The following is a 22,498-nucleotide window of genomic DNA, read 5'->3' on the forward strand; positions in this document are numbered from 1 at the left end:
TCGGCGACGGTGTCCAGGGCAGTAGATCCTACGGCTACGCGGGGCCCTCCCGGTCGGCCAGCACCTGGGCGTGGCGGCGGAAGCGGCGCCAGGTCCGGTAGTCGTCCAGCGCCGTGACGTCGCCGAGCAGGCTCGTGTTCGCCGGGTACGGCCGGTCGGGCAGCGCGATCCAGCCGGTCGTCCGGGTCTCCTTCACCGCGACCGGCACCGGCCGGAACGTCGTCGGGTCGAGGCCGTCGCTGTGCCGGACGACCTCCTCGAAGAACCACGCCGACGTGATCAGCCCCAGCACGCCGGGCGACGTCTTGAGCGCCTTCTTCAGCGGCGCCGCGTCCAGGAGCCGGAACGCGTGGTTGATCGCCGGCGCGGTCACGCCGTGGTCGTCGTAGGCGACTTCGCCCGCGTGCAGCGCCATCCGGAGCCGGATCCGGGCGCCGGCGTGGTGGGTCAGGTTGTGCCGGTGCAGCGCCACGGCGAGCGCGTTGGGCAAGAACTCGACGAAGAGCCCCTTCGGGATCTGCGGCGGGGCGAGGACGAAGACGCCGTCGCCGCAGTCGTCGCTCCGGCAGGCCGCCCAGGGGACGCCCGCGTCGTCGAACGCCCGGCCGAGCGCGCGGTAGAGCCCTTCGCGCATCGCCAGGCGGTCCGGTGTGGTCCTGCGCTGGTCGCCGTAGCCCTCGACGTCCACGGCGAAGATCGTCCGGTGTATGGCCGGCCGCTCGTAGTTCATCGCACCCTCCCTGCGATCATGCATGTGTAAATGCATGTGCAGATGAGTGTGACGGGCGACACCCGCGCGGGGGAACGGTTCGTGCGGTGAGCGGTGGCCCCGCCGCGGTGACCGGTGGTGACCGATCACCGGCGGTGAAACACCTGGTCAGAACCCCTGCGGGCGGTGCGCACACCACCCGCAGGGATCTGACGGACGGGTCAGCAGGACTGCTTGTAGAAGTACTGCGAGTTGGCGTCCATGTCCGCCTTGGTGATCGAGTGCAGCTGCGCGGTGAGGTTCCGCGTCACCGGCTTGCCCTCGACGGCCGCGACGGCCTGCTGGACGCCCTGGGTGCCGATCGAGGCCGGGTCCTGGGCGATGAGCGCCTGGTACTGGCCGTTCTTCAGGCCCTCGACCTCCGACGGGCTGGCGTCGAAGCCGATCAGGTTGACCGCGCCGACCTTGCCCGCGTTGCGCAGGCCGGTCGCCGCGCCCTCGCCGGTGTTCAGGTTGGTCGCGAAGACGCCGATGAGGTCCGGCGTCGACGACAGGGCCGCCGTCACCTTGGCCGCGGCCTGCTCCGGCTCGTTCTGGGTGAACTGGACGCCGACCGACTTCAGGTTCGGGGTGTTCTTCAGCTCGTCCTCGAAGCCCTTCGCGCGCGCGGCGGTCGTCGACGTGCCCGCGATCGTGTCGAGGACCAGTACCGAGCCGCTCTTGCCGTTCGCGAGCTTCGCCATCGTCTGGGCGGCGAGCTTGCCGCCGGCGGCGTTGTCCGACGAGATCGACGACGCGGCCACGCTGGTGTCCTTGAGCGCGGTGTCGACCTCGACGATCTTCGAGCCGCGGGCCTTCACCTGCTGGATCGGCGCCAGCATCGCGGTGTCGTCGGTGGGGGCGATGAGCAGCGCCGCCGGCGGGTTCGAGCCGAGGGCGTTGACGAGCTGGGTCTGCAGGGGCGCGTCGAACTTCTGCGGCGCCTGCGTGGTCAGTTCGTAGCCGAGCTTCTTCGCCTCGGCCTCCGCACCGCACTGCAGCGAGATGTAGAACGGCTCGGCCTGCACACCCGGGATCAGCGCCAGCTTCTTGCCGCCGACCGGCTTGGCCGAGTCGCCGGACCCGGTCTGCCCGACCGTGCCGGAGCCGCAGGCGGTGAGCAGGGCGGCGGCGGAGACCACGGCACCCATGGCGGTGAGGGTCTTGGTCAGTTTCATAAGCACCTCTTTGTACTCGAATCTTATTCTGGTTAGGGCGGCGCTACGGACTGCAGCTCGCCCGCCTGCGGTGACCTTCGCGCCGCCCGACGGCTGAATAAGGTTCGCAGGGGGACTCAGCGGGAGTTGCGGCGACGACGGCGCTGCTGGTCGAACCAGACCGCGGCGATCAGGACCCAGCTGACGATGAACAGCTGCCAGAAGTCCTGGACGTGGATGATGGTGAAACCCTTGCGCAGCACCGCGGGGATGAACACCCCGATCACCGTGCCCAGGATCGTGCCGACGCCGCCGAAGAGGCTGGTGCCGCCCATCACGACCGCGGTGATGGCGTTGAGGTTGTCGGTGGTGTGCCCGGAGATGGTCGTCGAGTTGTAGTAGGCCAGCGAAAGGAACCCGGCGAGCCCGGCCAGGAAGCCGGTGAGCGTGTACACCTTCAGCAGGTGGGCGGTGACGCCGATGCCGACCCGTCGCGCGCCCTCGGCGTTCGAGCCCACGGCGAAGGTGTACCGGCCGAACTTCGTCGTCCGCAGCAGCCAAGCCCCGATCACGGTGATCACGATCGCCACGATCACCAGGTTCGGCACCACGCCGAAGGACGTGCCGTAGCCGAGGGTCTGGGTGAGCACGGCCGGCACCGTGCGCAGGTCCGAACCGCCGTTGAACAGGTAGGCGGTGGCCAGCGCGGCCCCCATCGTGCCGAGCGTGACGATCAGCGGCGGGAGCTTCGCCAGCGCGACGAGGGCGCCGTTGATCAGGCCCCAGATCGTGCCGGTGACCACGGCGACGACGAGGCCGACGACGATCACGCCCCAGCCCGCCTTGGACGCGTCGCCGCCGGAGAGCGCCTCCATCGTCTTGCCGCCGGCCATGCCCGAGAGGATCAGCACCGAGCCGACCGAGAGGTCGATGCCCGCGGTGATGATCACGAACGTCATGCCGACCGACAGGATGAGCAGCACCGAGGACTCGATGAACAGGGTCTGGAAGGTGAACAGCGTCGGGAAGGTGTCCGGCGCGATCACGCTGAACATCGCGATCAGGAGCAGCAGGACCAGGCCGATCCAGAACGTGTTGGCCTCCACCAGGCGCTTGCCCAGCGGCCGCTTGCCGAAGCCCGCTTCGGGCGACTCCTGGATGTCCTTCACCGGTGCGCTCACGCGGCCTCCTCCTGCACGAGGGCGCCGGTCATCGCGGCGACGAGGTCCTCGAGCTTCGTGTCCGGCCCGCTGAACCGGGCCACGCGCTTGCCGAGCCGCAGCACCTCGACGCGGTCGGCGACCGACAGCACCTCGGGCATGTTGTGGCTGATCAGCACGACGGCGATGCCCTTGTCGCGCACCTTCTTGATGACGTCGAGCACGCGTTCCCGCTGCACGACGCCGAGCGCGGCCGTCGGCTCGTCCATGAACACGACCTTCGACGCCCACACGACCGAACGGGCGACCGCGACGCTCTGCCGCTGCCCGCCGGACAGCGCGCCGATCGGGACGTCGGTGCTCTGCAGCGTCACGCCGAGGCGCTGGAACTCCTCGATCGCCTGCCGCCGCATCTCGGCCTTGTCGAGCATGCCGAGCTTGCCGAGGATGCCCTTGCGGTGGATCTCGCGGCCGAGGAAGAGGTTCGCCGCCGGGTCCAGCTCGGGGGCGACGGCGAGGTCCTGGTACACGGTCTCGATGCCCATCCGCCGCGCCGTCGTCGGCGAGTCGAAGCGCACCTCCTCGCCGTCGAGGAGGATCTTCCCCGACGTCGGCTGCTCCGCGCCGGAGAGGCACTTGACCAGGGTGGACTTGCCGGCGCCGTTGTCGCCGATCAGCGCCGTCACCTCGCCCGCGCGTGCCTGGAACGACGCGCCGCGCAGGGCTTCGACGGATCCGTAGTGCTTGGTCAGGTCGACCGCGTCCAGGAGGGTTTCGCTCATCCGCGCCTCTCTTCCGGTGCCGGCGGACGGCAGCGGATCACCGTCGCCGCGCCGGACAGCTCGGTCTGGCCGGCGTCGAACGGGACGACGTAGGTGTCGCCCTTCGCCAGCGCGTGCTCGCCGCCGTGCTCGGTGCGCAGGGTGCCTTCGCCGTCGAGGACGACCAGGACCGCGAACGACGGGTCGAGTGACAACGTTGTCATCTTGTCCGTGCGCAGCTGCTCGGCTCGGAAGAACCGCTCCGATCCGCCGGCCAGCAGGTCCACAGTGGACGCGTGCTCGCCCGCGGTGCGCTTGATGATGGTCTCGAGGCGCTCGTCGTCCCAGCCCGACGTGTCGAGGGCCTGGATCGCGGTGTCGAAGCCGATCCCGAGGTGGCCCTTCTCCGGCGACGCGAGGAAGTCGCGCCACTCGATGGTCAGCGAGAAGTCCGTCGGCTGCTGCAGTTCGACCACGAACACGCCCTCGCCGATCGCGTGCGGCAGGCCCGCCGGGATGTAGACGGTGTCGCCGGCGGTCACCGGGACGCTGTTCAGCGCGCCCAGCATCGACGGCACGTCCTGCTCCCGCGTCCACTCGGACACGGTGCCCTTCGACAGCGTCTCCTTGAAGCCGGGGTAGACGCGCGGGTCGTCGCCGTAGGTGCCGACCACGATCCACGCCTCGGTCTTGCCGAAGTGCGAGTCGAAGTGCCGCTGGGCGAACGCGTCGTCCGGGTGGAAGTGCACGGGCAGCCGCTGGCCCGCGTCGAGCAGCTTGACGAGCAGCCCGGTCGACGTCCCGAGCGCCTCGACGTGCTTGGCGCCGAGCCAGCCGTTCGGGTTCGCGATGACGGCGTCACGCAGCCAGCCGCCGTCCGGGAGCCGGGTCAGGCCGTTGGTGTCCTGGCCGAACATGGTGGTCGCCGAGGCGACCCAGTCCTCCGGGCCGAACTTCTTGTCCGGCGAGGCTCCGCGCAGCGCCGCGATGGCGTCGCCCCCGCGGTAGAACTGCGGCGGCTGGTTGGCCGGGAGCCGGATGGGTTCGAGGGTCACGGGGCGACCTCACCGGAACCGCGGGCGACGAGATGCACGGGCAGGACTACCTTTCTGGGCGGGGACTGATCTCCTTGGACGCGCGCGAAGAGCAGCTCGGCCGCGGCGTGGCCGAGCGCGCTCACGTCGTGCGCGACGACGGTGACCGGCGGGTCGAGCAGGTCCGCCAGCTCGAAGTCGTCGAAGCCGACCATCGCCGGGCGGTACTCGGCGTGGGCCAGCGCGCGCAGCAGGTGCACGGCGACCCGGTTGTTGCCCGCGATCACGGCGGTGGCCGCGTCCGGTCCGTGCAGCAGCCGCTTCACGGCGTCGCCGATGCCCTCCTGCGTCGGCGTCCGCATGGAGACCAGCGACTCGTCGTAGGAGATGCCGTTGCGGACGCAGCCTTCGCGGAACCCGCGCAGGCGCTCGGCCGCGGTGAAGATGTCCGGGCTGTCGCCCAGGAACGCGATCCGCCGGTGGCCGTGCTTCGCCAGGTGCGTGACGGCCTCGATCGTGCCGCCGAGGTTGTCGACCAGCACGGTGTCGGCCACGATGTCGCCGGCCGGCCGGTCGATGAACACCACCGGCGTGCCCGCGCGCATCTCCGGCACCAGGTAGCCGTGCTGCAGGCCGGCCGGGACGACGAGGATGCCGTCCACCCGCCGCGCGCAGAACTCGAGGACGAGTTCGCGCTCGCGGTCGGAGTTCTCCTCCGACGAGCCGGTGAGCACCTGGCGGCCGAACGACGTCGCGATACGCTCGACCGCGCGGTTCAGCTCGGAGTAGAAGGGGTTGCCGACGTCCTCGACGATCAGCCCGATGGTGCCGGTGGTCGACCCGCGGCGCAGGTTGCGCGCGCCCAGGTTGCGCCGGAACCCCAGCTGCTCGATGGCCGCCATGACCCGCTCGGCGGTGTCCGGGTGCACCGCCGGTTCGTCGTTGACCACGCGCGAGACGGTCTTGATCGACACGCCCGCCAGCCGGGCCACGTCGCTCATCGTGGCTCGCCTGCTCGCGGTGCGCGTGGCGCCGTCCCGGTCCCGGCCGGGGGGAGACAACGTTGTCATAGTGACCGGGATTGAACGCCACCCGCCGGTGGGTTGTCAACGCTTCACGCGCGAATTGTGCCGATTCGGCTACTGACGTCGTAGGTCAGACGGCTGATCATGCTGTCCCGAAGTGGACAGGTCTTGACGAGACCCCTTGACGATCCGGTGAGCCGCTGCCCAAGGTGGCCCGGTTCTACCGACTGCGCGACAAGGTTGTCATGACACCGTTTCCGGTCGCGCTGATGAGGTGAGAGGCGATGGCGATGGCGCGAGCGCGCTTCAGAGCCGGTTTTACCTTCCTGGCATTGGCGGTGACGGCAGCGGTGGCTCCCGCTGTCCCCGCCGCGGCGGCCCCGGCGACGGACTTCGCCAAGTGGGTCAACCCCTTCGTCGGCACCCGTCCCGGCGGCGCCGACCACGGCACCGGGGGCGGTGCCGGCAACACGTTCCCGGGCGCGGTCGCGCCGTTCGGCATGGTCCAGTGGAGCCCGGACACGGTGAAGTCCCAGCCGGGCGGGTACTTCTACGACGACAACGCCCTGACCGGGTTCAGCCTGACGCACCTTTCGGGCGCGGGCTGCTCGACCTACGAGGACATCCCGTTCATCCCTTATGTCGGTGAAGTGACGACTTCCCCGGCGACCGATCCAGGCCACTACACGTCGAAGTTCTCGCACGCCAACGAACACGCGACCGCGGGCGCCTACGACGTCACCCTCGACAGCGGCGCGAAGGTCGAGCTGAGCGCGACCCAGCGCACCGGCTCCGCGCGGCTGACCTACCCGGCCGGCGCGTCCTCGACGCTGCTGGTCAACACCTCGGGCTCGGTCAACGGCACCGACGACGCGTCGATCACCATCGGCAAGGACACCATCAGCGGCTGGGCCACCAGTGGCCGCTTCTGCGGGGCGCGCAACAGCTACCGCGTCTACTTCTCGGCCAAGTTCGACACGCCGTTCGCCTCGATCGGCACGTGGAAGAACGGCGCCGTGACGCCGAACAAGGCCGCGGAAACCGGTGGTGCCAAGGCGAAGGTCGCGCAGCCCAACGGCGTCGACGCCTCGATCGCGCGCACCACCACCGCCAAGCAGCAGAACACGACGGTCAGCGGACCCGGCAGCGGCGGGTACGTCACCTTCGCCAACCTCAACGGCGCCCAGGTGAACGTCCAGGTCGGACTGTCCTTTGTGTCCGTCGACGGCGCGAAGGCCAACCTGAAAGCGGAGAACACCGGAAAGTCCTTCGACACCATCGCGGCGGGCGCGCGCAAGGCGTGGAACACCCAGCTCGGCAAGATCGCCGTCACCGGTGGTTCCGACGCCGATATGACGACGTTCTACACCTCGCTGTACCACTCGCTGATCCAGCCGAACGTCTTCTCCGATGTGGACGGTCAGTACCCCGGCTTCGACGGCCGGATCCACACGGCCGACAAGGGCCACGCGATGTACACCAACTTCTCCGGTTGGGACATCTACCGCTCGGAGGCTCCGCTCCTGGCGACGATCGACCCGAAGGAGACTTCGGACATCGTCCGGTCGATGATGGCCTACGCCGAGCAGGGCGGTTCGTGGGACCGCTGGACGGTGGCCAACGACTACACCGGCGTCATGAACGGCGACCCGTACCACATCATCGTCTCCAGCGCGTACGCGTTCGGCGCGCGTGACTTCGACGCCCAGAAGGCGTTGCTGCTCATGATCAAGGGCGCGACCCAGCCGACGCAGGGCTACACCGAGCGGCCGGGTCTCGAGGACTACCAGAAGCTCGGTTACGTGCCGGGCGCGGGCGCGGACACGCTCGAGTACACCAGCGCCGACTTCTCCATCGCCCAGTTCGCGAAGCGGCTCGGCGACAGCGCGACGTACACGACGTTCATGAAGCGCGCGCAGAACTGGCAGAACCTCTACAACCCGGGTACCGGGCACCTGCAGCCGCGCAACGCGGACGGCTCGTTCGCCGGCACCTACGACCCCGCCAGCTCGCAGGGCTGGGTCGAGGGCAACGGCGCGCAGTACGAGTGGATGGTGCCCTACGACCTCGGCGGCGTCGTGACGGCGTTCGGCGGGAACACCGCGACCCAGTCCCGGCTGGACACCTTCTTCACCCAGCTGAACGCGGGCACGCAGGAGCCGTACGCCTTCATGGGCAACGAGCCGAACTCCAACGCGCCGTACGTGTACTCCTACGCGGGCGCGCCGGCCAAGACCCAGGCGATCGTGCACCGCTCGATGAACGAGCTGTACAACCCGCGGCCCGAAGGCCTGATCGGCAACGACGACCTCGGCCAGATGTCGGCCTGGTACGTCTGGTCCGCGCTCGGCGTCTACCCGGAGATCCCGGGCCGCGCCGAAACGCTGCTCGTCACCCCGCGCTTCGAGCACGCCGTGCTCACCACCGGCGCGGGCAAGAAGATCACCATCAACGCGCCGGGCACCGGCGACTACGTGGGCAGCCTGAAGGTCAACGGCGGCGCGGCGGCGAAGGCGTGGCTGCCGGAGGCGCTGATCTCCAGTGGCGGGACGCTCGACTACACCCGCTCCGCCACGGCGACCTCGTGGGGCAGCGCGACGGCCGACGCCCCGCCGTCGTTCCGCGAGCAGGAGAAGCCGAGCCTGTCCTTTGTGGACCCGGCCCGTGCGGTGACGCCCGCGGGGTCGACGTCCAAGGCGTCCGTGGGGGTCCAGGACCTTTCGGGTGTCGCCCGGACCTGGACCTACAGCGCGGGCAGCGTCGACGGGATCACGCTGACCCCGGCGACGGGCACCATCGCGGTGCCCGCCGCGGGCAAGGCGAGCGCGGAGCTGACGGTTTCGGTCCCGGCGGCCCTGGCCGACGGCGCGCGGCGCATCCCGGTGACGTTCTCCGCACCGGGAGTCGCGTCCTCGCAGGCCGTCCTGACGGTGCTGGTGGCGCAGCCGAACAGCTGGCTCGCCACGGTGAACAACGCCGGCATCTCCCCGGATTCGAACTCGGGCGCGGCGAACTTCGACGGCGGCGGCTGGAGCTACTCGGCCGACGCCCTCGCCGCGGCCGGTGCCACCCCGGGCGGCACGGTCACCAGCGACGGCATCAAGTTCACCTGGCCGGCGTTCCCGGCGGGCGACCCGGACAACGTGATCGCTTCGGGCCAGACGGTCAACGTCTCCGGCTCGGGTCGGCTGGCGTTGCTCGGCTCGGCGTCCAACGGCAACGCGTCCGGCACGCTGACGCTGACCTACACCGACGGCACGACGTCCACGGCCACCATCGGGTTCTCCGACTGGACCCTCGGTGGCGGCGGCGCCCAGCCGGCGTTCGGCAACCGGATCGTCCTGTCGACGCCGTACCGCAACGCCTCGGGCGGCGACCCGCAGCAGATCCGCACGATGGTGTTCGGCACCAACCCGATCACGTTGGCCGCGGGCAAGACCCTCGCCAGCGTCACACTGCCGGACAACGTGAGCGGCGGAGCGCTGCACGTGTTCGCCATCGGCGTCGGCGCCTGACCCGACAAGACGACGGCCCCCTCCCGCACGGGAGGGGGCCGTTCCCATGTCCGCGCGCGGGCCGGATCCGGCCAGCGCGATCCCCCGTTCGGCCGCTTGCAGGCGATGATCGCTGCGTTAGGTTGGGCACACCCCAAGGGGACTGGGGAGGTGGGGGAAATCGTGCCGATCGCCCAGGAACCGTTGGTGTTCCCGGATGTCGAACAGGCGGTCGCGGCGTTCTTGCGCTCGCGGCCGGAGCTGTCCGGCGTGCCGGTGGGCTCGGCGGTCCCGCCGGGCTTCGACGGAACGCAGCGCGCCGTCGTGCTCACCCGGCTCGGCGGCGTCTACCTCGACGATGACCGGCTCGACAACGCGGAGGTGCGGCTGGACTCCTACGGTCCGGACAAGACCGCCGCGCACGCGGTCGCGCTGGCCGTGCGGGGTGTGCTGCCGCTGCTGAACGCGTCCGGCGGAACCGTGTTCCCCGACGTGACCGAACTCCAAGGGCCGTGCTTCGTGCTCGACCGGAGGCATTCCGACGCGAACCGGTACGTCATGCGGTACCGGTTCGTCGCGCAAGTCGTATCCAGACCGGCCTGAAAAGGGCCGGCGGCGCAGTGGGAGGGCTGCTCATGCCAGGACTGAACGCCAGCGAGATCCGGGTGGCGGGAACCGGGGCCATCTACGTGGCGCCCGCGCACACCGCCGCACCGGCCGACTTCACCAAGCCGTGGGCGTCGCCGTGGATCGACCTCGGCTACACCACCGCCGACGGCGTCAAGTTCGTCAAGAAGGACAAGCTCGACCCGGTGGACACCTGGCAGTCGGTGGCCGCGATCCGGTACGTCTTCAGCGACCGCGACTTCTCCGCGAAGTTCTCGCTGCTGCAGATCAACAGCGACACCCTGCAGTTCTTCTTCAGCGCACCCGCGGGGACGAACGGCGTCTACAACATCGCCGCCGCGCCCCGGGTCGACGAACGCGCGCTCGGCATCGAGTTCAGCGACGGCCCGAACGTCAAGCACCGCTTCTACATCCCGCGCGGGGTCGTCACCGAGACCGACGAAACCGCGATCACCCGGACGTCGGCGATCAAGCTCGGCGTCACCTTCACCGCGATGACACCGATCAACAGCACGTCCGAGCCGCTCGCGCAGTGGTCGATCAACCAGGCCGCCGCCGGGGTCGCCGCCGAAGCCGAAGCCGAAGAACAGCCCGCGTGACCGGGCGAGGGGGAACGCACGAAATGGCGAAGTACAACGTCAACGCCGCGCGGGCGCAGCGCCTGGAAGCACTGGGGGAGCGCTGGGAGTTCGAGCTGGACGGCGACACGTTCAGCCTGCCCACCGAACTGCCCCGCGAAGCGGTGACCCGGCTCTCCGGCCTCGACGCGTCCGATTTGGACGGTCTGCTCGAGGTGCTGCTCGGCGCCGAGCAGTTCGAGAAGCTCGGCCGGCACGCGCTGAGCGTGCAGGACATCCAGGCCCTGCTGGAGGCCTACGGCCGGGACACCGGTATGGCGCTGGGGGAATCCTCGGCCTCGACGCGCTCCTGAGCGAGCACGGCGAGGCCGTCGAAGCCGACCTGCTCCGGTTCTACCGGGTGGACCTGCTCGACTACTACCGCGGCAAGCTGACGCCGAGGCGGCTGCGGGTGCTGATCCGGCACCTGCCCCGCGACTCGGCGCTGGTGCGCGCCCTGCACGGCGAGGCGGCGGAGTGGGGCCTCACCGAGCACCTGCTCGCGGGCGCGGTCGACGAGCTCGCGGTGGGCAACTGGCTGTTCGTCGCGGCCAACTCCGCCGAGGGCGCCGACCAGCCGGACCGGCCGCGGCCGGTCCCGCGCCCGGGTGTGGAGCCCGAACCCGACCCGGCGGCGAGCACCGACGAGATCGCCGCGTTCTTCGGCACCCCAGGGAGGTGAGCCCGTGACGCAGCCGACGTCGGCCATCACCAACGCGGCGCAAGCGCAGGTGACGGCGCTGATCAACGGCATCCGCGAGTCGATCACGAACGCCGTCTCCGACGCGGCGACGAAGCTCACCGAGGGGTTCACCGAGCACGTCAACAAGGAACTCGGCGAGATGACGGCCAAGTTCAAGGAGACGCACCCGGCCGTGACCGCGGCGGTCACCGACGTGGTGGGCTTCGCCGACGCGATCAACACCGCGTCGACCGCCGTGCAGAACACCGTCGGGCAGGTCAAGGACGCCGCGGCCGCGATGCGGGAGCTGCCGGGCGCCATCAAGGACCTGCGCACCGGACTGCGGGAAAGCGCCGTCGAAGTGCAGCGGCTCGGCAACGACCTGAAGAACATGGTCAAGAACGCCCCGGGCGCGATCCGCGACCTCGGGACGTCGCTGCGGGGCTCGCTCAGCCAGGGGCTCGGCGCCGCCCGCCAAGCCGCGACGAGCGCGGGCGAGGCGATCGGCCGGTTCGCCGCCCAGGCCCGGAGCACGGCACTGGCCGCCGCGTCCGCCGTGCGGAACCTGGCGCAGCTCGCCGTCGCCTACGCGAAAACGGCGGTCCAGGCGGTGATCGCGACCGCGCGGACGGTCGCGATGGCCGTCGCGCAACGCGTCGTCGCCGTCGCGACCCGGCTCTGGTCGATCGCGCAGGGACTGCTCAACGTCGTCATGCGGCTCAACCCCATCGGTCTCATCATCACCGCGATCACCCTGCTCGTGGCGGCGGTCGTGCTGGCCTACAACCGCAGCACCACGTTCCGGAACATCGTCAACGCCGTCTTCACGGCCGTGAAGAACGTCGTGCTCGGGGCGGTGAGCACGATCCGCGGCGTCGTCGCGGTCGCGTGGCCCTACATCGCCAAGGTGATCCAGGTCGCGGTCACGGTGATCCGCACCTACGTCACCACTTACTTCACCATCGTCCGGACCGTGGTGACGGCGGTGTTCAACGCGGTGAAGGCGGTGGTCACCGGCGCGATCCGCACGGTCGTCGCGACGATCCGCGGCGTCGGCGAGGTGGTCGGCATCGTGCGGAACGCCTTCGACCGGGCCAAATCCGCCGTGAGCACCGCGATCTCCGGGGTCGTCTCGTTCGTGCGCGGGCTGCCCGGGCGGGTCGTCGGCGCGCTCGGCAACATCGGGAAGACGCTCTACGGTGCCGGGAAGTCGCTGATCGAAGGGTTCATCGGCGGCATCCGCGACATGGCGGGCAACATCGTCTCGGCGATCAAGAACTTCATCGTCGACAAGATCCCGGGCCCGATCAAGAGCGTGCTCAAGATCTTCTCGCCGTCGCAGGTGATGGCCGACATCGGCCGCAACATCGGGGCCGGCCTGACGGTCGGCATCGAGGCGAGCGGCGACCAGGTCTCCGGGGCGATGACGCGGCTCGTCCCGCTGCCGGGCTCGGCCACGATCCGGCCGGCGGTGGCGAACCTGACGAAGGCGGTCGCGGCGTCCGCCGTGGGGCCGGTGGCCCGCTCCGCGCCGGGTGGCTCGGTGACGGTCAACGTGCACCCGCGGGCGGGGCAGTCCGAATACGAGATCGGCCGCATCGCGGCCCGGGAGGTGGCATGGGCGGCGAAACGCTGAGTGCCGTGTCGCTCGCGCTGCCGGTGTACGAACTGGACGGCTGGGCCGGCAACACCGTGGACGCCGACGGCGTCGAGTGGTGGGTCACCAAGGAGGACGGCTGGTCGTCCGGGCCCGGCGTGCGGCTCGAGCTGGCCGACCGGCCGCAGCGCGACGGCGCCTTCGACGCGCCTTCGTTCCGCTCGGCGCGGGTGATCACCCTGGAGGGCACCGCCGTCGCGCCCGACGAGGACAGCCGCGAACGGGCGAAGGACCGGATCGCCGCCGTGCTGGCCGACGGTTCGGCGCCGGCGGAGCTCGTCGTGCGGGAACGCACCGTGACGCGCCGCGCGCTGGTCCGGCTGTCCGCCGGGACGAAGGTCTCCGACACCACGCCGGTGAGTTTCGACTGGTCCCTGCAGGTCACCGCGCCCGATCCGCTGCGCTACGGCGGCGAGGTCCACGAGCTGTCCTGCGGGCTGCCGAAACCCGGGCAGGGCACCAGCTTCCCGCTGCGGTTCCCGTTGGTGTTCGGGCAGGCCGACGGCGGCGCGCTGGCGCTGGTGAACGCCGGAACGGCCACGACGCGTCCGGTGTGGACGATCACCGGGCCGTGCACGCAGCCGGTGATCCGCAACGACTCGACCGGCGAACGGCTCGCGTTCTCGCTGAGCCTCGCCGAAGGCGACGTGCTGACCGTCGACACGGCCGCGCGGACGGTGTTCCTCGGCACGGCGTCCCGCCGGTCGGTGCTGCAGCCGCGGTCGAGCTGGTTCGGGCTCCCGCCGGGCAGCACGACGATCGGGTTCGAGGCTTTCGACGACACCGAAGCGGGCACGCTGACCGCCCGCTGGCGGGACGCGTGGATCTGAAGAGCGAGAAGGGGGAGCTGCGATGGCGGAACGGCACGCGGGGTGGGTCGACGGCGTCGACTCGGCCGAAGCGCGGTTGATCACCGGGGCACTGGTGCAGGCGGACGCGACCGGCGACGTCCTGGACCCGCTGCGAGCGCGCCCGGGGATCCGGGACGCGCCGGGTACGCCCGGGACGGTCGTGATCGCGTCGAACAAGCTGCGGGTCAACCCGTTCCAGGCCGTCCTCACCGACCGGGCCCGGCCGGGTGACGGTCCCTACATCGTCACGCTGGACGCGGTGAAGGAGCTGCCCTTCGGCGCGGCGCACGCGTCGCTGTCCCGGCTGGACCTGGTGGTCGCGGAGATCGTCGGCGGGGCGTTCGCGGTGAACGTCTACGCGGGGGAGAACGCGGCCAGCCCGGTGCGGCCGACGCCGAACGGGTCGCCGGTGCTCGTGCTGGCCGAGGTCCAGGTGCCCCCGGCGGGCACCGCGCCCACGGTTGTCGACCGGCGCCAGTTCACGTCCGCCCTCAGCGGGATCCTGCCGGTGCGCGGGGACACCGATCTGCCGCCCGTCGCGACCACGCACAGCAGCCAGTTCGTCTACCGGCTCGACACCGGGGTGCTGCTGTGCAAGCGCGGCGGCGCGTGGGTGCCCTACCGGCCGCCGCGCGGGGACACCTGGCGCACGGCGACGTTGCAGAACAGCTGGGTCAACTACGGCGGCGGGTTCACCACCGCCGCCTACACCCTGATGGACGACGGCTGGGTGCGCCTGCGCGGCCTGGTCCGCAACGGCGTCTTCGACAAGCCGATCTTGACGCTGCCGGTCGGCTACCGGCCGGTCGCGCACTGGCTGCTCGGCGTCTCCACCAACCCGGACGCGCACGGCCGCGTGGACATCCTGCCGACCGGCGAGGTGATGGCGACGACGGGCAACGCGGGCTGGCTCTCCCTCGACGGCCTCACGTTCTCGACCTACTAGGCGCGGCACATGGGCACGTCGTACACCTACCTGATCGCGGACCTGCGCACCGGCGCGGTCCTGGACGAGCTCCCGCTGTCCGGCGTGCAGTTCGACAAGAAGCTGAACGACACCGGCACGCTGCGCGGGCAGCTGCGCGTCGACGACCCGGAGATCCGCATCCGGGAGCCGCGGCTGCTCGCCGAGCCGGGCCGCACCGCGGTCTACGTCGACCGCGACGGCGACCTGGTGTGGGGCGGCATCGTCTGGACCAGCCGCTACAGCGCGGCCGGCGGGGTCCTGGAGCTGACCGCCGCCGACTTCGCGTCCTACTTCGACCACCGGCTGGTCCTCGACCCCGCGGACCTGACCCGGCCGGTGTCGTTCACGGCCACCGACCAGCTCGCGATCGTGCGGGGGCTGCTGGACCTCGCGCAGTCGGCGGACGGCGGCGACCTCGGGGTGGAGGTGACCGGCTCGGCGAGCTCAGGCGTCCTGCGCACGGTGAGCTACGCCTCGGCCGACCTGAAGTCGGTCGGGGAGGTCGTGCGGGACCTCGCCAACACCGACACCGGGTTCGACTTCGCCTTCGACGTCCGCTACGACGAGAGCGGCCAGCCGGAACGCCTGCTGCGGCTGGGGTACCCGCGCCTGGGGCTGCCGGGCGGGGAGCGCGCGTTCGTCTGGGAGTACGGCGCGAACCTGGTCGACTTCGTCTGGCCGAGCGACGCCGCGAGCATGGCGACCCGGGTGCTCGGGATGGGGAACGCCGACGCCGGGGGCGTCCCGGTGGTCCGGTCGGACCCGAGCGCGACGGCGGGCGGCTGGCCGTTGCTGGAAGCCGCGGCCGCCCCGGTGGACACCACCGACGCCGCGATGCTCGCCGCGCACGTCGCCGGCGAGCTGGCCGCGCGGCGGCGGCCCGTCGTGCTGCCCGAGCTGACCGTGCGCGCCGACCTCGACCCGGTCGTCGGGTCGTATTCGGTCGGCGACGACGCCCGGATCGTCGTGGCCGACCCGTTCTTCGCCGGGGACCAGCTCGACGTCACCGTCCGGCTGCTCGGGCTGTCGGTCACGCCCGGCGACGACGCCGGGCAGGAGGAGGTCGTGTTGACCGTCGAACCGTTCCTGGAGCCCTCGTGAGCCGCGTCAACCACCCGGACACGCTCGTCACGCTGCTGCGGGAGGTCCAGCGGCGGCTGCGCGTGCTCGAAGGCACCCGCCACACCGCGACGTTCGCGGCGGCGGCTGCTGCCGCCGAGCCCGGTCCGGCGCTGGCCTTCCAACCGGCGCGCCCGCAGGACTGGCCCGGGACGACCGCGGCCGGCTGGACGCCGCTGGTCCGGCTGCTCACCCGGCCCGGCGCGTTCGTCGTCGTGCTCGAGGCCGTGGCCGACAGCGAAGGCGAGGTGCGGGTGGTCGTGGACGGCGAAGCGGCCGAAACCTTCGCGGTCACCGGCGAGGTCGGCCGCCACGAAGTCGCGGTCGCCCCGAGCGCCGAGCTGGTGGTCGAAGCGCGGCGGACCGGCGCGACGGGAACGGTGCGGGTGACGGCGTTCGCCCTCGCCGGCTGAGCGCTGTCCGGAACGAGACAGGTATTCACCGCCCTCTTGACCGGTTCGTCGGGCGTTGCCGAAGGTGTCCGAGGGGATGACATCGTTGGCAGGAGGAAGCTCAGTGAAGAGCAAGGTCCTGGCGGGCGCGTTGGCGCTCGCCGTGGTGGCGACGGGGGTGAGTCCCGTCGTCGCGGAAGCGTCCGGAGGTGACTCCCTCGACGCCGTCAACACGTTCATCGGCACGCAGGACGAAGGCAACACCTTCCCCGGCGCCTCGGCGCCGTTCGGGATGACGCAGGTCAGCCCGATCACCTCGCACTACGCCGGCTACCGCTACACCGACACCGCGATCCGCGGGTTCGGGCACTTCTTCCTGTCCGGCGCGGGCTGCTGGGAGCAGGGCGGCCTCGTCTCGACGCTGCCGACGACCGGCGAAGTCGGCCCCGGCAAGGCGTTCGACACGAGCGCGCCGGAAACGTTCGACCAGAAGCGGTACGCGGCGCCGTTCACCCACGACGGCGAGGTCGGCAAGCCCGGCTACTACAAGGTCCACCTGACCGGCTACGGCGGCGTCGACGTCGAGACGACCGCGGCGACCCGCGCCGGCGTCGAGCGGTACACCTTCGCGAAACCCGGCGACGCCAACGTCTTCGTCAACGTCGGGCAGGCCAACGACAAGGAACCGGTCACCGGCAGCAGCATCCGGGTCGTCGACGACCGGACCGTCGAAGGAACCGTGGAGTCGCAAGCCTTCTGCGGCGGCAAGGCCTACACGACGTACTTCACGACGAAGTTCGACAAGCCGTTCAAGGCGTTCGGGACGTGGTCGCCGACCGGCGGCACCCCTGGGGGACGCGAGTCAAGCGGCGCCGCCGGTCTGCGTGGTGCCTGGCTGACGTTCGGCGGGCAGAGCCAGGTCACCGCGACCACCGCGATCTCCCAGGTGGACGCGCAGGGCGCGCGGGTCAACCTGGCGTCGGAGAAGATCCGGTCGTTCGACGCCGCCAAGGACGCGGTGCAGCGCACCTGGCGCCACGAGCTGTCCACTGTGGACATCAAGGGCGGCACGACGGACGACCGCACGGTGTTCTACACCTCGCTCTACCACGCGCTGCTGCAGCCGCTGACGGCGAACGACGCCGACGGCCGCTACTACGGCTTCGACAAGAAGGTCCACCGCGCGGTCGGCTGGACGTACTACGACTTCTTCTCGCTGTGGGACACCTACCGCTCCCAGAACCAGCTCCTGGCGCTGCTGCGGCCCAGCCGCGCGAAGGACATCGCCAAGAGCATCCTCGCCATCCACGACCAGGGCGGCTGGCTGCCGCGGTGGGCGTACGCGAGCCAGGAGACGAACACGATGACCGGTGACCCGGTCACGCCGTTCCTGGTGGACCTCTGGCGGTTCGGCGCGCTGTCGGGCGAGGAGGCGCACGCCTACCAGGCCCTCCTGCAGAACTCGCGGGAGATCCCGCCCGCGTCGTCGCCGTTCCAGGGTCGCTCGGGCAACGCGAGCTACCAGCGGGACGGGTTCGTCCAGTACGACCCGAACTTCCCGAAGAAGGGCCAGGACACCGACCCGAACCACGGCGCGTCGGCCACCCTGGAGTACGCGCTCGGTGACTGTTCGCTGTCGGTCATGGCCGCCGCGCTCGGCAAGAAGGACGACGCGGCCGCGCTGAAGGCGAAGGGTCGGACCTACCGGACGCTCTGGGACGAAACGCAGACCGACCGCGGCTTCACCGGCTTCTTCCGGCCGAAGGTCCTCGGCGGCGACTGGTTCAGCCCCGCCGACAAGCCGTACAGCCCGCAGAGCCAGGACGGCTTCCACGAGGGCACGGCCTGGCAGTACCAGTGGCTCGTCCAGCAGGACGTGCCCGGCCTGGAGCAGCGGATGGGCGGTCCGGCGGCCACCGGCCAGCGCCTCGACGACTTCTTCGCCTACGACGAGCTGGTGAAGAACCCGGCGACGGCGGTCCGCGAGAACTGGGTGGTCGGCCCGTACGACTACTACGACCAGTTCCGCTACAACCCGAACAACGAGCCCGACCTGCACTCGCCGTGGGTGTACGCGCTCACCGGGCAGCCGGCGAAGACGTCGACGGTCGTGCGGGCGGCGCACACGCTGTTCACCAACGCGCCCAACGGCGTCACCGGGAACGACGACCTCGGCACCATGTCGGCGTGGTACGTCTTCAGCGCGTTGGGGCTCTACCCCGCCGTCCCGGGGACCGGGAACTTCGTGCTGAACGCGCCGCGGTTCGAGAAGTCCGTGCTGCACCTGGAGAACGGGCGCGACATCACGGTCAAGGCGCCCGGCGCGGACGGCTCGAAGCTGCAGTACGTCTCGGGCCTCGAGGTGGACTCGCGCGCCAGTGACCGCGTGTACGTCAACGTGGACCAGTTGAAGCGCGGCACGACGCTCGACTTCCGCCTGACCGCCGACGCCGCCGCGGCGACGTGGGGGACGTCACCCGCGTCCGCCCCGGTTTCGCCCTGCGCGGAGTAGACAAAGGACGCTCCCGGCCGTGGTCCAGACCACAATGGACCACGGCCGTGAGCAGGGTCACGGGCCCCGGTGTTCCCGTGAGGGCCGTCACGCCTCACACTGGTACCAACACGTCCGACAGCGCCGTTGACGTACAAGGCAGGCAAGTCCGCCTTGGACGGTGTGCCGGGCGTTTTGTTGTGTCAGTACCAACGTGGTGAGACCCCACAGGAGGAAGCAGTGTCCAGCAAGGCCGCTCTAGTTTTCCGCGTGGCCGCAGTCGCCGAAGCCCTTTCCTGGGCGGCGCTGCTTGTCGGGATGTTCCTCAAGTACGTCGTCCACTCCTCCGGTGAGGGCGGCGTGCCCGTCATCGGCATGGTGCACGGCGTGATCTTCGTCCTCTACGTGGTCGTCTCCCTGTCCGTGGCGAAGCCGCTCGGCTGGCGCCCGAAGACGCTGGTCCTGGCCCTGCTCGCGAGCATCCCGCCGCTGTTCACGTGGCTGTTCGAGAAGTGGGCGCTGCGCAACGGCAAGCTCGACGGCCCGCAGCGGCTGTCCCACGGCGGTGTCGGCCTGTTCCAGGTCGAGGAGCCCGTCGCCGCCTGATCCCGGCATGTGAGAAAGGCCCGCACCTCGGTGCGGGCCTTTCTGCTTGTCCGGTTATTCGGTGAAGTCCCCGGCGGCGCGGCGGACCTTCGTCAGCAGGTCGGTGAGCTGCTCGGTCTGCCGGTCGGTCAGCCCGTTGAGGCCGAAGTCGATCTCCGTCACCGCCGCCGTCGCCGTCTCGCGGCGCTTGCGGCCTTCGTCGGTGATCTCGACGAGCGTCGTGCGCCGGTCCGTCGGGTGCGGGACGCGCTTGACGAGCCCGTCGCGCTCCAGCCGGTCGACTATGTTGGTGACACTGGTGGGGTGCAGCTGGAGCCGCTCGCCCATCACCCGCATCGGCAGGCTGGCGCTGCGGGCGAAGGTGAGCAGCACCAGTGCTTCGTACCGGGCGAAGGTCAGGCCGTGCGGCTTGAGCGCGCCGTCCACCGCGGACTGGATGATCTGCTGGACGCGCATCACGCCGGTGACCGCGGCCATGGTGCCGGACGGCCCGATCCGGGCTTCCCAGAGCTGTGCCGCGCGGGCGATCGGGTCGAACGGCAGCGGACGGTTCATGACACGCGAAGTTACCAGCGGGTACCGGCGGGTGTCGCACGACCGGCGGAAAGAACACCGAAGAAGGGACTTCCGAGCATGATCGTCGCGTTCAGCGTGAGCCCGTCCGGGGGAGAGCCCGACGGCGGGGTGAGCGAGGCCGTCGCCCGCGCCGTCAAGGTCGTCCGCGACTCCGGGCTGCCCAACTCGACCAACGCGATGTTCACGAACATCGAAGGCGAGTGGGACGAAGTCATGGACGTCGTGAAGCGCGCGGTCGAGGCCGCGGGGGAAGGGTCGGCGCGCGTCGGCCTGGTCCTGAAAGCGGACATCCGGCCCGGCTTCGAAGGCCAGCTCGAGGCCAAGGTGGACCGCGTCGAAGCCCACCTGCGCGAGAGCTGACTACGGCAGTGGCGGGGTGAAGGCGACCGTCCAGCGGCCGTCTTCGCTCGTCACCGTCAGCGGGTAGCTGAAGGGCCGGCCGTCGCCGAGCGCGCCCGTGATCGTCGCGCGGGCCGGGGCTGCCGCGTCCGGGCCCAGCTCCACGTGCACGTCGTGGACGCCGTGGTCGGCCAGCACCGTGACGTAGTCCTTGGCGAAGTCGTCACCCCCCGAGCCCGGGTAGTCGAGCAGCTCGCCGAACGCGTCCGGGTCGTGGCTGCCGAGCGCGGTCGCGAGCCGGTCGCGCAGTTCGGCGGGCGAGGCCGCGCCGGGGTCCGGCTCGTGGACGATGAGCAGCGCCACGGCGCCGATCCAGACGACGGCGGCCGTGATCGACAGGCCCACCTTCACGTCACGCCGGATGTGCATCCGGCCGAGCCTGCCCCAAGCGGCGCCGTCCTGCCAAGCGGACCGGCCCGGGGCACCCGGTGAAACTCCTCCGGCGCGCGTGCCAGGATGGAGGGCGTGACACAGCCACGCGGATCTGCAGCGAAGTCAGCGGCCCTGTCCGCCGCCCTCTCCGGCGCGGTCGACCTGTCCGCGCTCAAGGCCCGCGCCGAATCGGCGCAGAGGCAGCCGGCCCCGTCGGCCGGCCCGCCCGGTGCGGACGGCCCGCCGAAGCCGGCGTCGGGCGGCGCCGTGATCGATGTCACCGAGGCCACCTTCCAGGCCGAGGTCGTGGAGCGGTCCCTGCGCCAGCTGGTGGTCGTCGACCTGTGGGCCGAGTGGTGCGGCCCGTGCAAGCAGCTGTCCCCGGTGCTCGAGCGGATGGCCGGCGAGTCCGGCGGCGCGTGGGTCGTCGCGAAGGTCGACGTCGACGCGAACCCGCGCATCGCGCAGCTGTTCGGCGCGCAGTCCATCCCGACGATCGTCGCCATCGCCGGCGGTCAGCCGGTCGACGCGTTCTCCGGCGCGCTGCCCGAGCCGGAGATCCGCAAGTGGATCAACGCCCTGCTCGACGCCCTGCGCGACAAGCTCCCGGCGATCGCCGAGGCCGAGGCCAACGGCGGCGGCCCGATCGAGGAGCCCGAGGACCCGCGCTTCACCGAGGCGGAGGAAGCCTTCGAACGCGGTGACTTCGCCGGGGCGCAGGCCGCGTACGAGCGCATCCTCGACGTCGAACCGGCCAACGAGCTGGCGAAGAACGCGCTGGCCCAGGTCAAGTTCACCGCCCGCGCGGAGAACGCGGACCCGGACGCCCGCGCGAAGGCCGACGCCGACCCGTCCGACCTGGCGGCCCAGCTCGACGCGGCCGACCTGGAGATCGCCTCGAACGACGTCGAGGCGGGCTTCAAGCGCCTGATCGACACGGTCCGCCGCACGGCGGGGGAGGACCGCAACAAGGTCCGCGAGCACCTGGTGGCGCTGTTCGACCTCTTCGACCCGGCCGACGACCGCGTCATGAAGGCCCGCCGCGACCTGGCGAGCGCCCTCTTCTAGAACGCATGAGAAAGGCCCCCACCGCGGTGGGGGCCTTTCTCATGCTCAGGCGTGGCTGCGCGCGAAGATGACGGCTCCCGGGACGTCCTCGTCGGGACCGATGACCAGTTCGGCCTCGATCGTGAACCCCGCGGCACGCAGCCAGCCCGCGATCCGGTCCGGCGGCCGGTGGTGACTGTCCACGTTGACCGGGCGACCCGTGTAGCCCTCGGACGTGTGCCGTGTCCCGTCACCGACGTGAAAGCCGACCAGCAGCGAGCCACCCGGCCGCAAGACCCGGTGGAACTGCTCGAACACGCCGGGCACGGCGTCGTCGGGCACGTGGATGACGGACCAGAACGCGAGCACGCCGGCGACCGAACCGTCCGCCAGGTCGAGGTCGGTCATCGATCCGACCTCGAAGCGCAAGCCGGGGTGGTCGCGCCGCGCGATGGCGATCATCTCGGGCGAGAGGTCGATGCCGAACGCGTCCACGCCGAGCTCTTGGAGGTGGCCGGTGACGTAGCCCGGCCCGCAGCCGACATCGGCGACCGGCCCGCCTCCGGCGCCGTGCACGGACTCGGCGAACAACGCCAGGCTCGCGCGCAGGTAAGGCCGCTCACCGAGCAGTCCACGCACCTTCTCGACATACCCTGGGGCGTCGGTGTCGTACGAGGATCGGGTGTCGGACAGCCAGGTGTCGGGCACGGGCGACA

At 70.9% G+C, this 22,498-nt stretch carries 23 protein-coding genes; 14 read left to right on the forward strand and 9 right to left on the reverse strand.

Annotated elements, in window-relative coordinates; all coding sequences use genetic code 11:
• Positions 1 to 34 precede the first annotated feature (34 nt).
• The 6 genes from ACIRSS_RS35630 to ACIRSS_RS35655 form a co-directional block, all read right to left on the reverse strand.
• Complete coding sequence (locus ACIRSS_RS35630) at positions 35 to 730, reverse strand: hypothetical protein (protein WP_400902964.1); 696 nt, start codon at positions 728 to 730, stop codon at positions 35 to 37.
• A 200-nt stretch (positions 731 to 930) separates the two neighbouring features.
• Positions 931 to 1,926, reverse strand: a complete 996-nt coding sequence (locus ACIRSS_RS35635; RefSeq protein ID WP_400902967.1) for an ABC transporter substrate-binding protein — start codon at positions 1,924 to 1,926, stop codon at positions 931 to 933.
• A gap of 116 nt (positions 1,927 to 2,042) precedes the next feature.
• On the reverse strand, positions 2,043 to 3,086 hold the full coding sequence (locus ACIRSS_RS35640) for an ABC transporter permease (protein WP_400902970.1): 1,044 nt from the start codon (positions 3,084 to 3,086) through the stop codon (positions 2,043 to 2,045).
• The gene (locus ACIRSS_RS35645; protein WP_400902973.1) at positions 3,083 to 3,847 is read right to left on the reverse strand and encodes an ATP-binding cassette domain-containing protein; all 765 of its coding nucleotides are present in this window, start codon (positions 3,845 to 3,847) and stop codon (positions 3,083 to 3,085) included. The genes ACIRSS_RS35640 and ACIRSS_RS35645 overlap by 4 nt, the downstream gene beginning before the upstream one ends.
• Positions 3,844 to 4,881 carry a class I mannose-6-phosphate isomerase gene (locus ACIRSS_RS35650; RefSeq protein ID WP_400902976.1) on the reverse strand — a complete coding sequence of 346 codons (1,038 nt, stop codon included), beginning with the start codon at positions 4,879 to 4,881 and terminating at the stop codon, positions 3,844 to 3,846. The genes ACIRSS_RS35645 and ACIRSS_RS35650 overlap by 4 nt, the downstream gene beginning before the upstream one ends.
• Positions 4,878 to 5,861, reverse strand: coding sequence for a LacI family DNA-binding transcriptional regulator (locus ACIRSS_RS35655; protein ID WP_086673103.1), 984 nt, complete (start codon positions 5,859 to 5,861; stop codon positions 4,878 to 4,880). The genes ACIRSS_RS35650 and ACIRSS_RS35655 overlap by 4 nt, the downstream gene beginning before the upstream one ends.
• A 314-nt stretch (positions 5,862 to 6,175) precedes the next feature.
• Here ACIRSS_RS35655 and ACIRSS_RS35660 point away from each other — a divergent pair, with 314 nt between their 5' ends.
• The 12 genes from ACIRSS_RS35660 (at position 6,176) to ACIRSS_RS35715 (ending at position 19,388) form a co-directional block, all read left to right on the forward strand.
• Positions 6,176 to 9,400 carry a GH92 family glycosyl hydrolase gene (locus tag ACIRSS_RS35660; protein WP_400904014.1) on the forward strand — a complete coding sequence of 1,075 codons (3,225 nt, stop codon included), beginning with the start codon at positions 6,176 to 6,178 and terminating at the stop codon, positions 9,398 to 9,400.
• Positions 9,401 to 9,562: 162 nt separating this feature from the next.
• Positions 9,563 to 9,982: a hypothetical protein gene (locus tag ACIRSS_RS35665; RefSeq protein WP_400902979.1), complete on the forward strand. Its 420-nt coding sequence runs from the start codon at positions 9,563 to 9,565 to the stop codon at positions 9,980 to 9,982.
• A gap of 32 nt (positions 9,983 to 10,014) precedes the next feature.
• A complete protein-coding gene (locus tag ACIRSS_RS35670) occupies positions 10,015 to 10,605 on the forward strand; it encodes a phage tail protein (protein ID WP_400902981.1) in 591 nt (196 codons plus the stop codon).
• 23 nt (positions 10,606 to 10,628) lie between these two features.
• Entirely contained in the window at positions 10,629 to 10,937 is a 309-nt protein-coding gene (locus tag ACIRSS_RS35675) for a hypothetical protein (protein WP_400902983.1), read from the forward strand.
• 47 nt (positions 10,938 to 10,984) lie between these two features.
• Entirely contained in the window at positions 10,985 to 11,305 is a 321-nt protein-coding gene (locus ACIRSS_RS35680) for a hypothetical protein (RefSeq protein ID WP_400902985.1), read from the forward strand.
• Between the two features lie 4 nt (positions 11,306 to 11,309).
• Positions 11,310 to 12,941 carry a hypothetical protein gene (locus tag ACIRSS_RS35685; RefSeq protein WP_400902988.1) on the forward strand — a complete coding sequence of 544 codons (1,632 nt, stop codon included), beginning with the start codon at positions 11,310 to 11,312 and terminating at the stop codon, positions 12,939 to 12,941.
• A complete protein-coding gene (locus ACIRSS_RS35690) occupies positions 12,923 to 13,792 on the forward strand; it encodes a phage distal tail protein (RefSeq protein WP_400902991.1) in 870 nt (289 codons plus the stop codon). Before ACIRSS_RS35685 ends, ACIRSS_RS35690 begins: the two co-directional genes overlap by 19 nt.
• Before the next feature lie 22 nt (positions 13,793 to 13,814).
• Positions 13,815 to 14,759: a hypothetical protein gene (locus tag ACIRSS_RS35695; RefSeq protein WP_400902994.1), complete on the forward strand. Its 945-nt coding sequence runs from the start codon at positions 13,815 to 13,817 to the stop codon at positions 14,757 to 14,759.
• A gap of 9 nt (positions 14,760 to 14,768) precedes the next feature.
• On the forward strand, positions 14,769 to 15,881 hold the full coding sequence (locus ACIRSS_RS35700) for a hypothetical protein (RefSeq protein ID WP_400902997.1): 1,113 nt from the start codon (positions 14,769 to 14,771) through the stop codon (positions 15,879 to 15,881).
• Positions 15,878 to 16,312: a hypothetical protein gene (locus ACIRSS_RS35705; RefSeq protein ID WP_400903000.1), complete on the forward strand. Its 435-nt coding sequence runs from the start codon at positions 15,878 to 15,880 to the stop codon at positions 16,310 to 16,312. The genes ACIRSS_RS35700 and ACIRSS_RS35705 overlap by 4 nt, the downstream gene beginning before the upstream one ends.
• Positions 16,313 to 16,388: 76 nt before the next feature.
• Complete coding sequence (locus tag ACIRSS_RS35710; protein ID WP_400903003.1) at positions 16,389 to 18,803, forward strand: GH92 family glycosyl hydrolase; 2,415 nt, start codon at positions 16,389 to 16,391, stop codon at positions 18,801 to 18,803.
• 219 nt (positions 18,804 to 19,022) lie between these two features.
• Entirely contained in the window at positions 19,023 to 19,388 is a 366-nt protein-coding gene (locus ACIRSS_RS35715) for a DUF3817 domain-containing protein (protein WP_400903006.1), read from the forward strand.
• Between the two features lie 54 nt (positions 19,389 to 19,442).
• On the opposite strand, the gene ACIRSS_RS35720 is transcribed toward ACIRSS_RS35715, so the two are convergent.
• Positions 19,443 to 19,943, reverse strand: a complete 501-nt coding sequence (locus ACIRSS_RS35720; protein ID WP_400903008.1) for a MarR family winged helix-turn-helix transcriptional regulator — start codon at positions 19,941 to 19,943, stop codon at positions 19,443 to 19,445.
• 78 nt (positions 19,944 to 20,021) lie between these two features.
• On the opposite strand from ACIRSS_RS35720, the gene ACIRSS_RS35725 reads away from it, so the two are divergent.
• A complete protein-coding gene (locus ACIRSS_RS35725; RefSeq protein WP_400903011.1) occupies positions 20,022 to 20,324 on the forward strand; it encodes an MTH1187 family thiamine-binding protein in 303 nt (100 codons plus the stop codon).
• Here ACIRSS_RS35725 and ACIRSS_RS35730 read toward each other — a convergent pair whose 3' ends face one another.
• Positions 20,325 to 20,732 (reverse strand): hypothetical protein, encoded by a 408-nt coding sequence (locus ACIRSS_RS35730; RefSeq protein ID WP_400903013.1) that lies wholly within the window; start codon positions 20,730 to 20,732, stop codon positions 20,325 to 20,327.
• A 96-nt stretch (positions 20,733 to 20,828) separates the two neighbouring features.
• Between ACIRSS_RS35730 and ACIRSS_RS35735 the strand changes: the two genes are divergently transcribed.
• A complete protein-coding gene (locus ACIRSS_RS35735) occupies positions 20,829 to 21,803 on the forward strand; it encodes a tetratricopeptide repeat protein (RefSeq protein ID WP_400903016.1) in 975 nt (324 codons plus the stop codon).
• 45 nt (positions 21,804 to 21,848) lie between these two features.
• Here ACIRSS_RS35735 and ACIRSS_RS35740 read toward each other — a convergent pair whose 3' ends face one another.
• A complete protein-coding gene (locus tag ACIRSS_RS35740) occupies positions 21,849 to 22,490 on the reverse strand; it encodes a class I SAM-dependent methyltransferase (protein ID WP_400903018.1) in 642 nt (213 codons plus the stop codon).
• Positions 22,491 to 22,498: the final 8 nt, after the last annotated feature.

It is taken from the genome of Amycolatopsis sp. NPDC101161 (assembly GCF_044768185.1).
In the GTDB taxonomy this organism is placed as follows: domain Bacteria; phylum Actinomycetota; class Actinomycetes; order Mycobacteriales; family Pseudonocardiaceae; genus Amycolatopsis.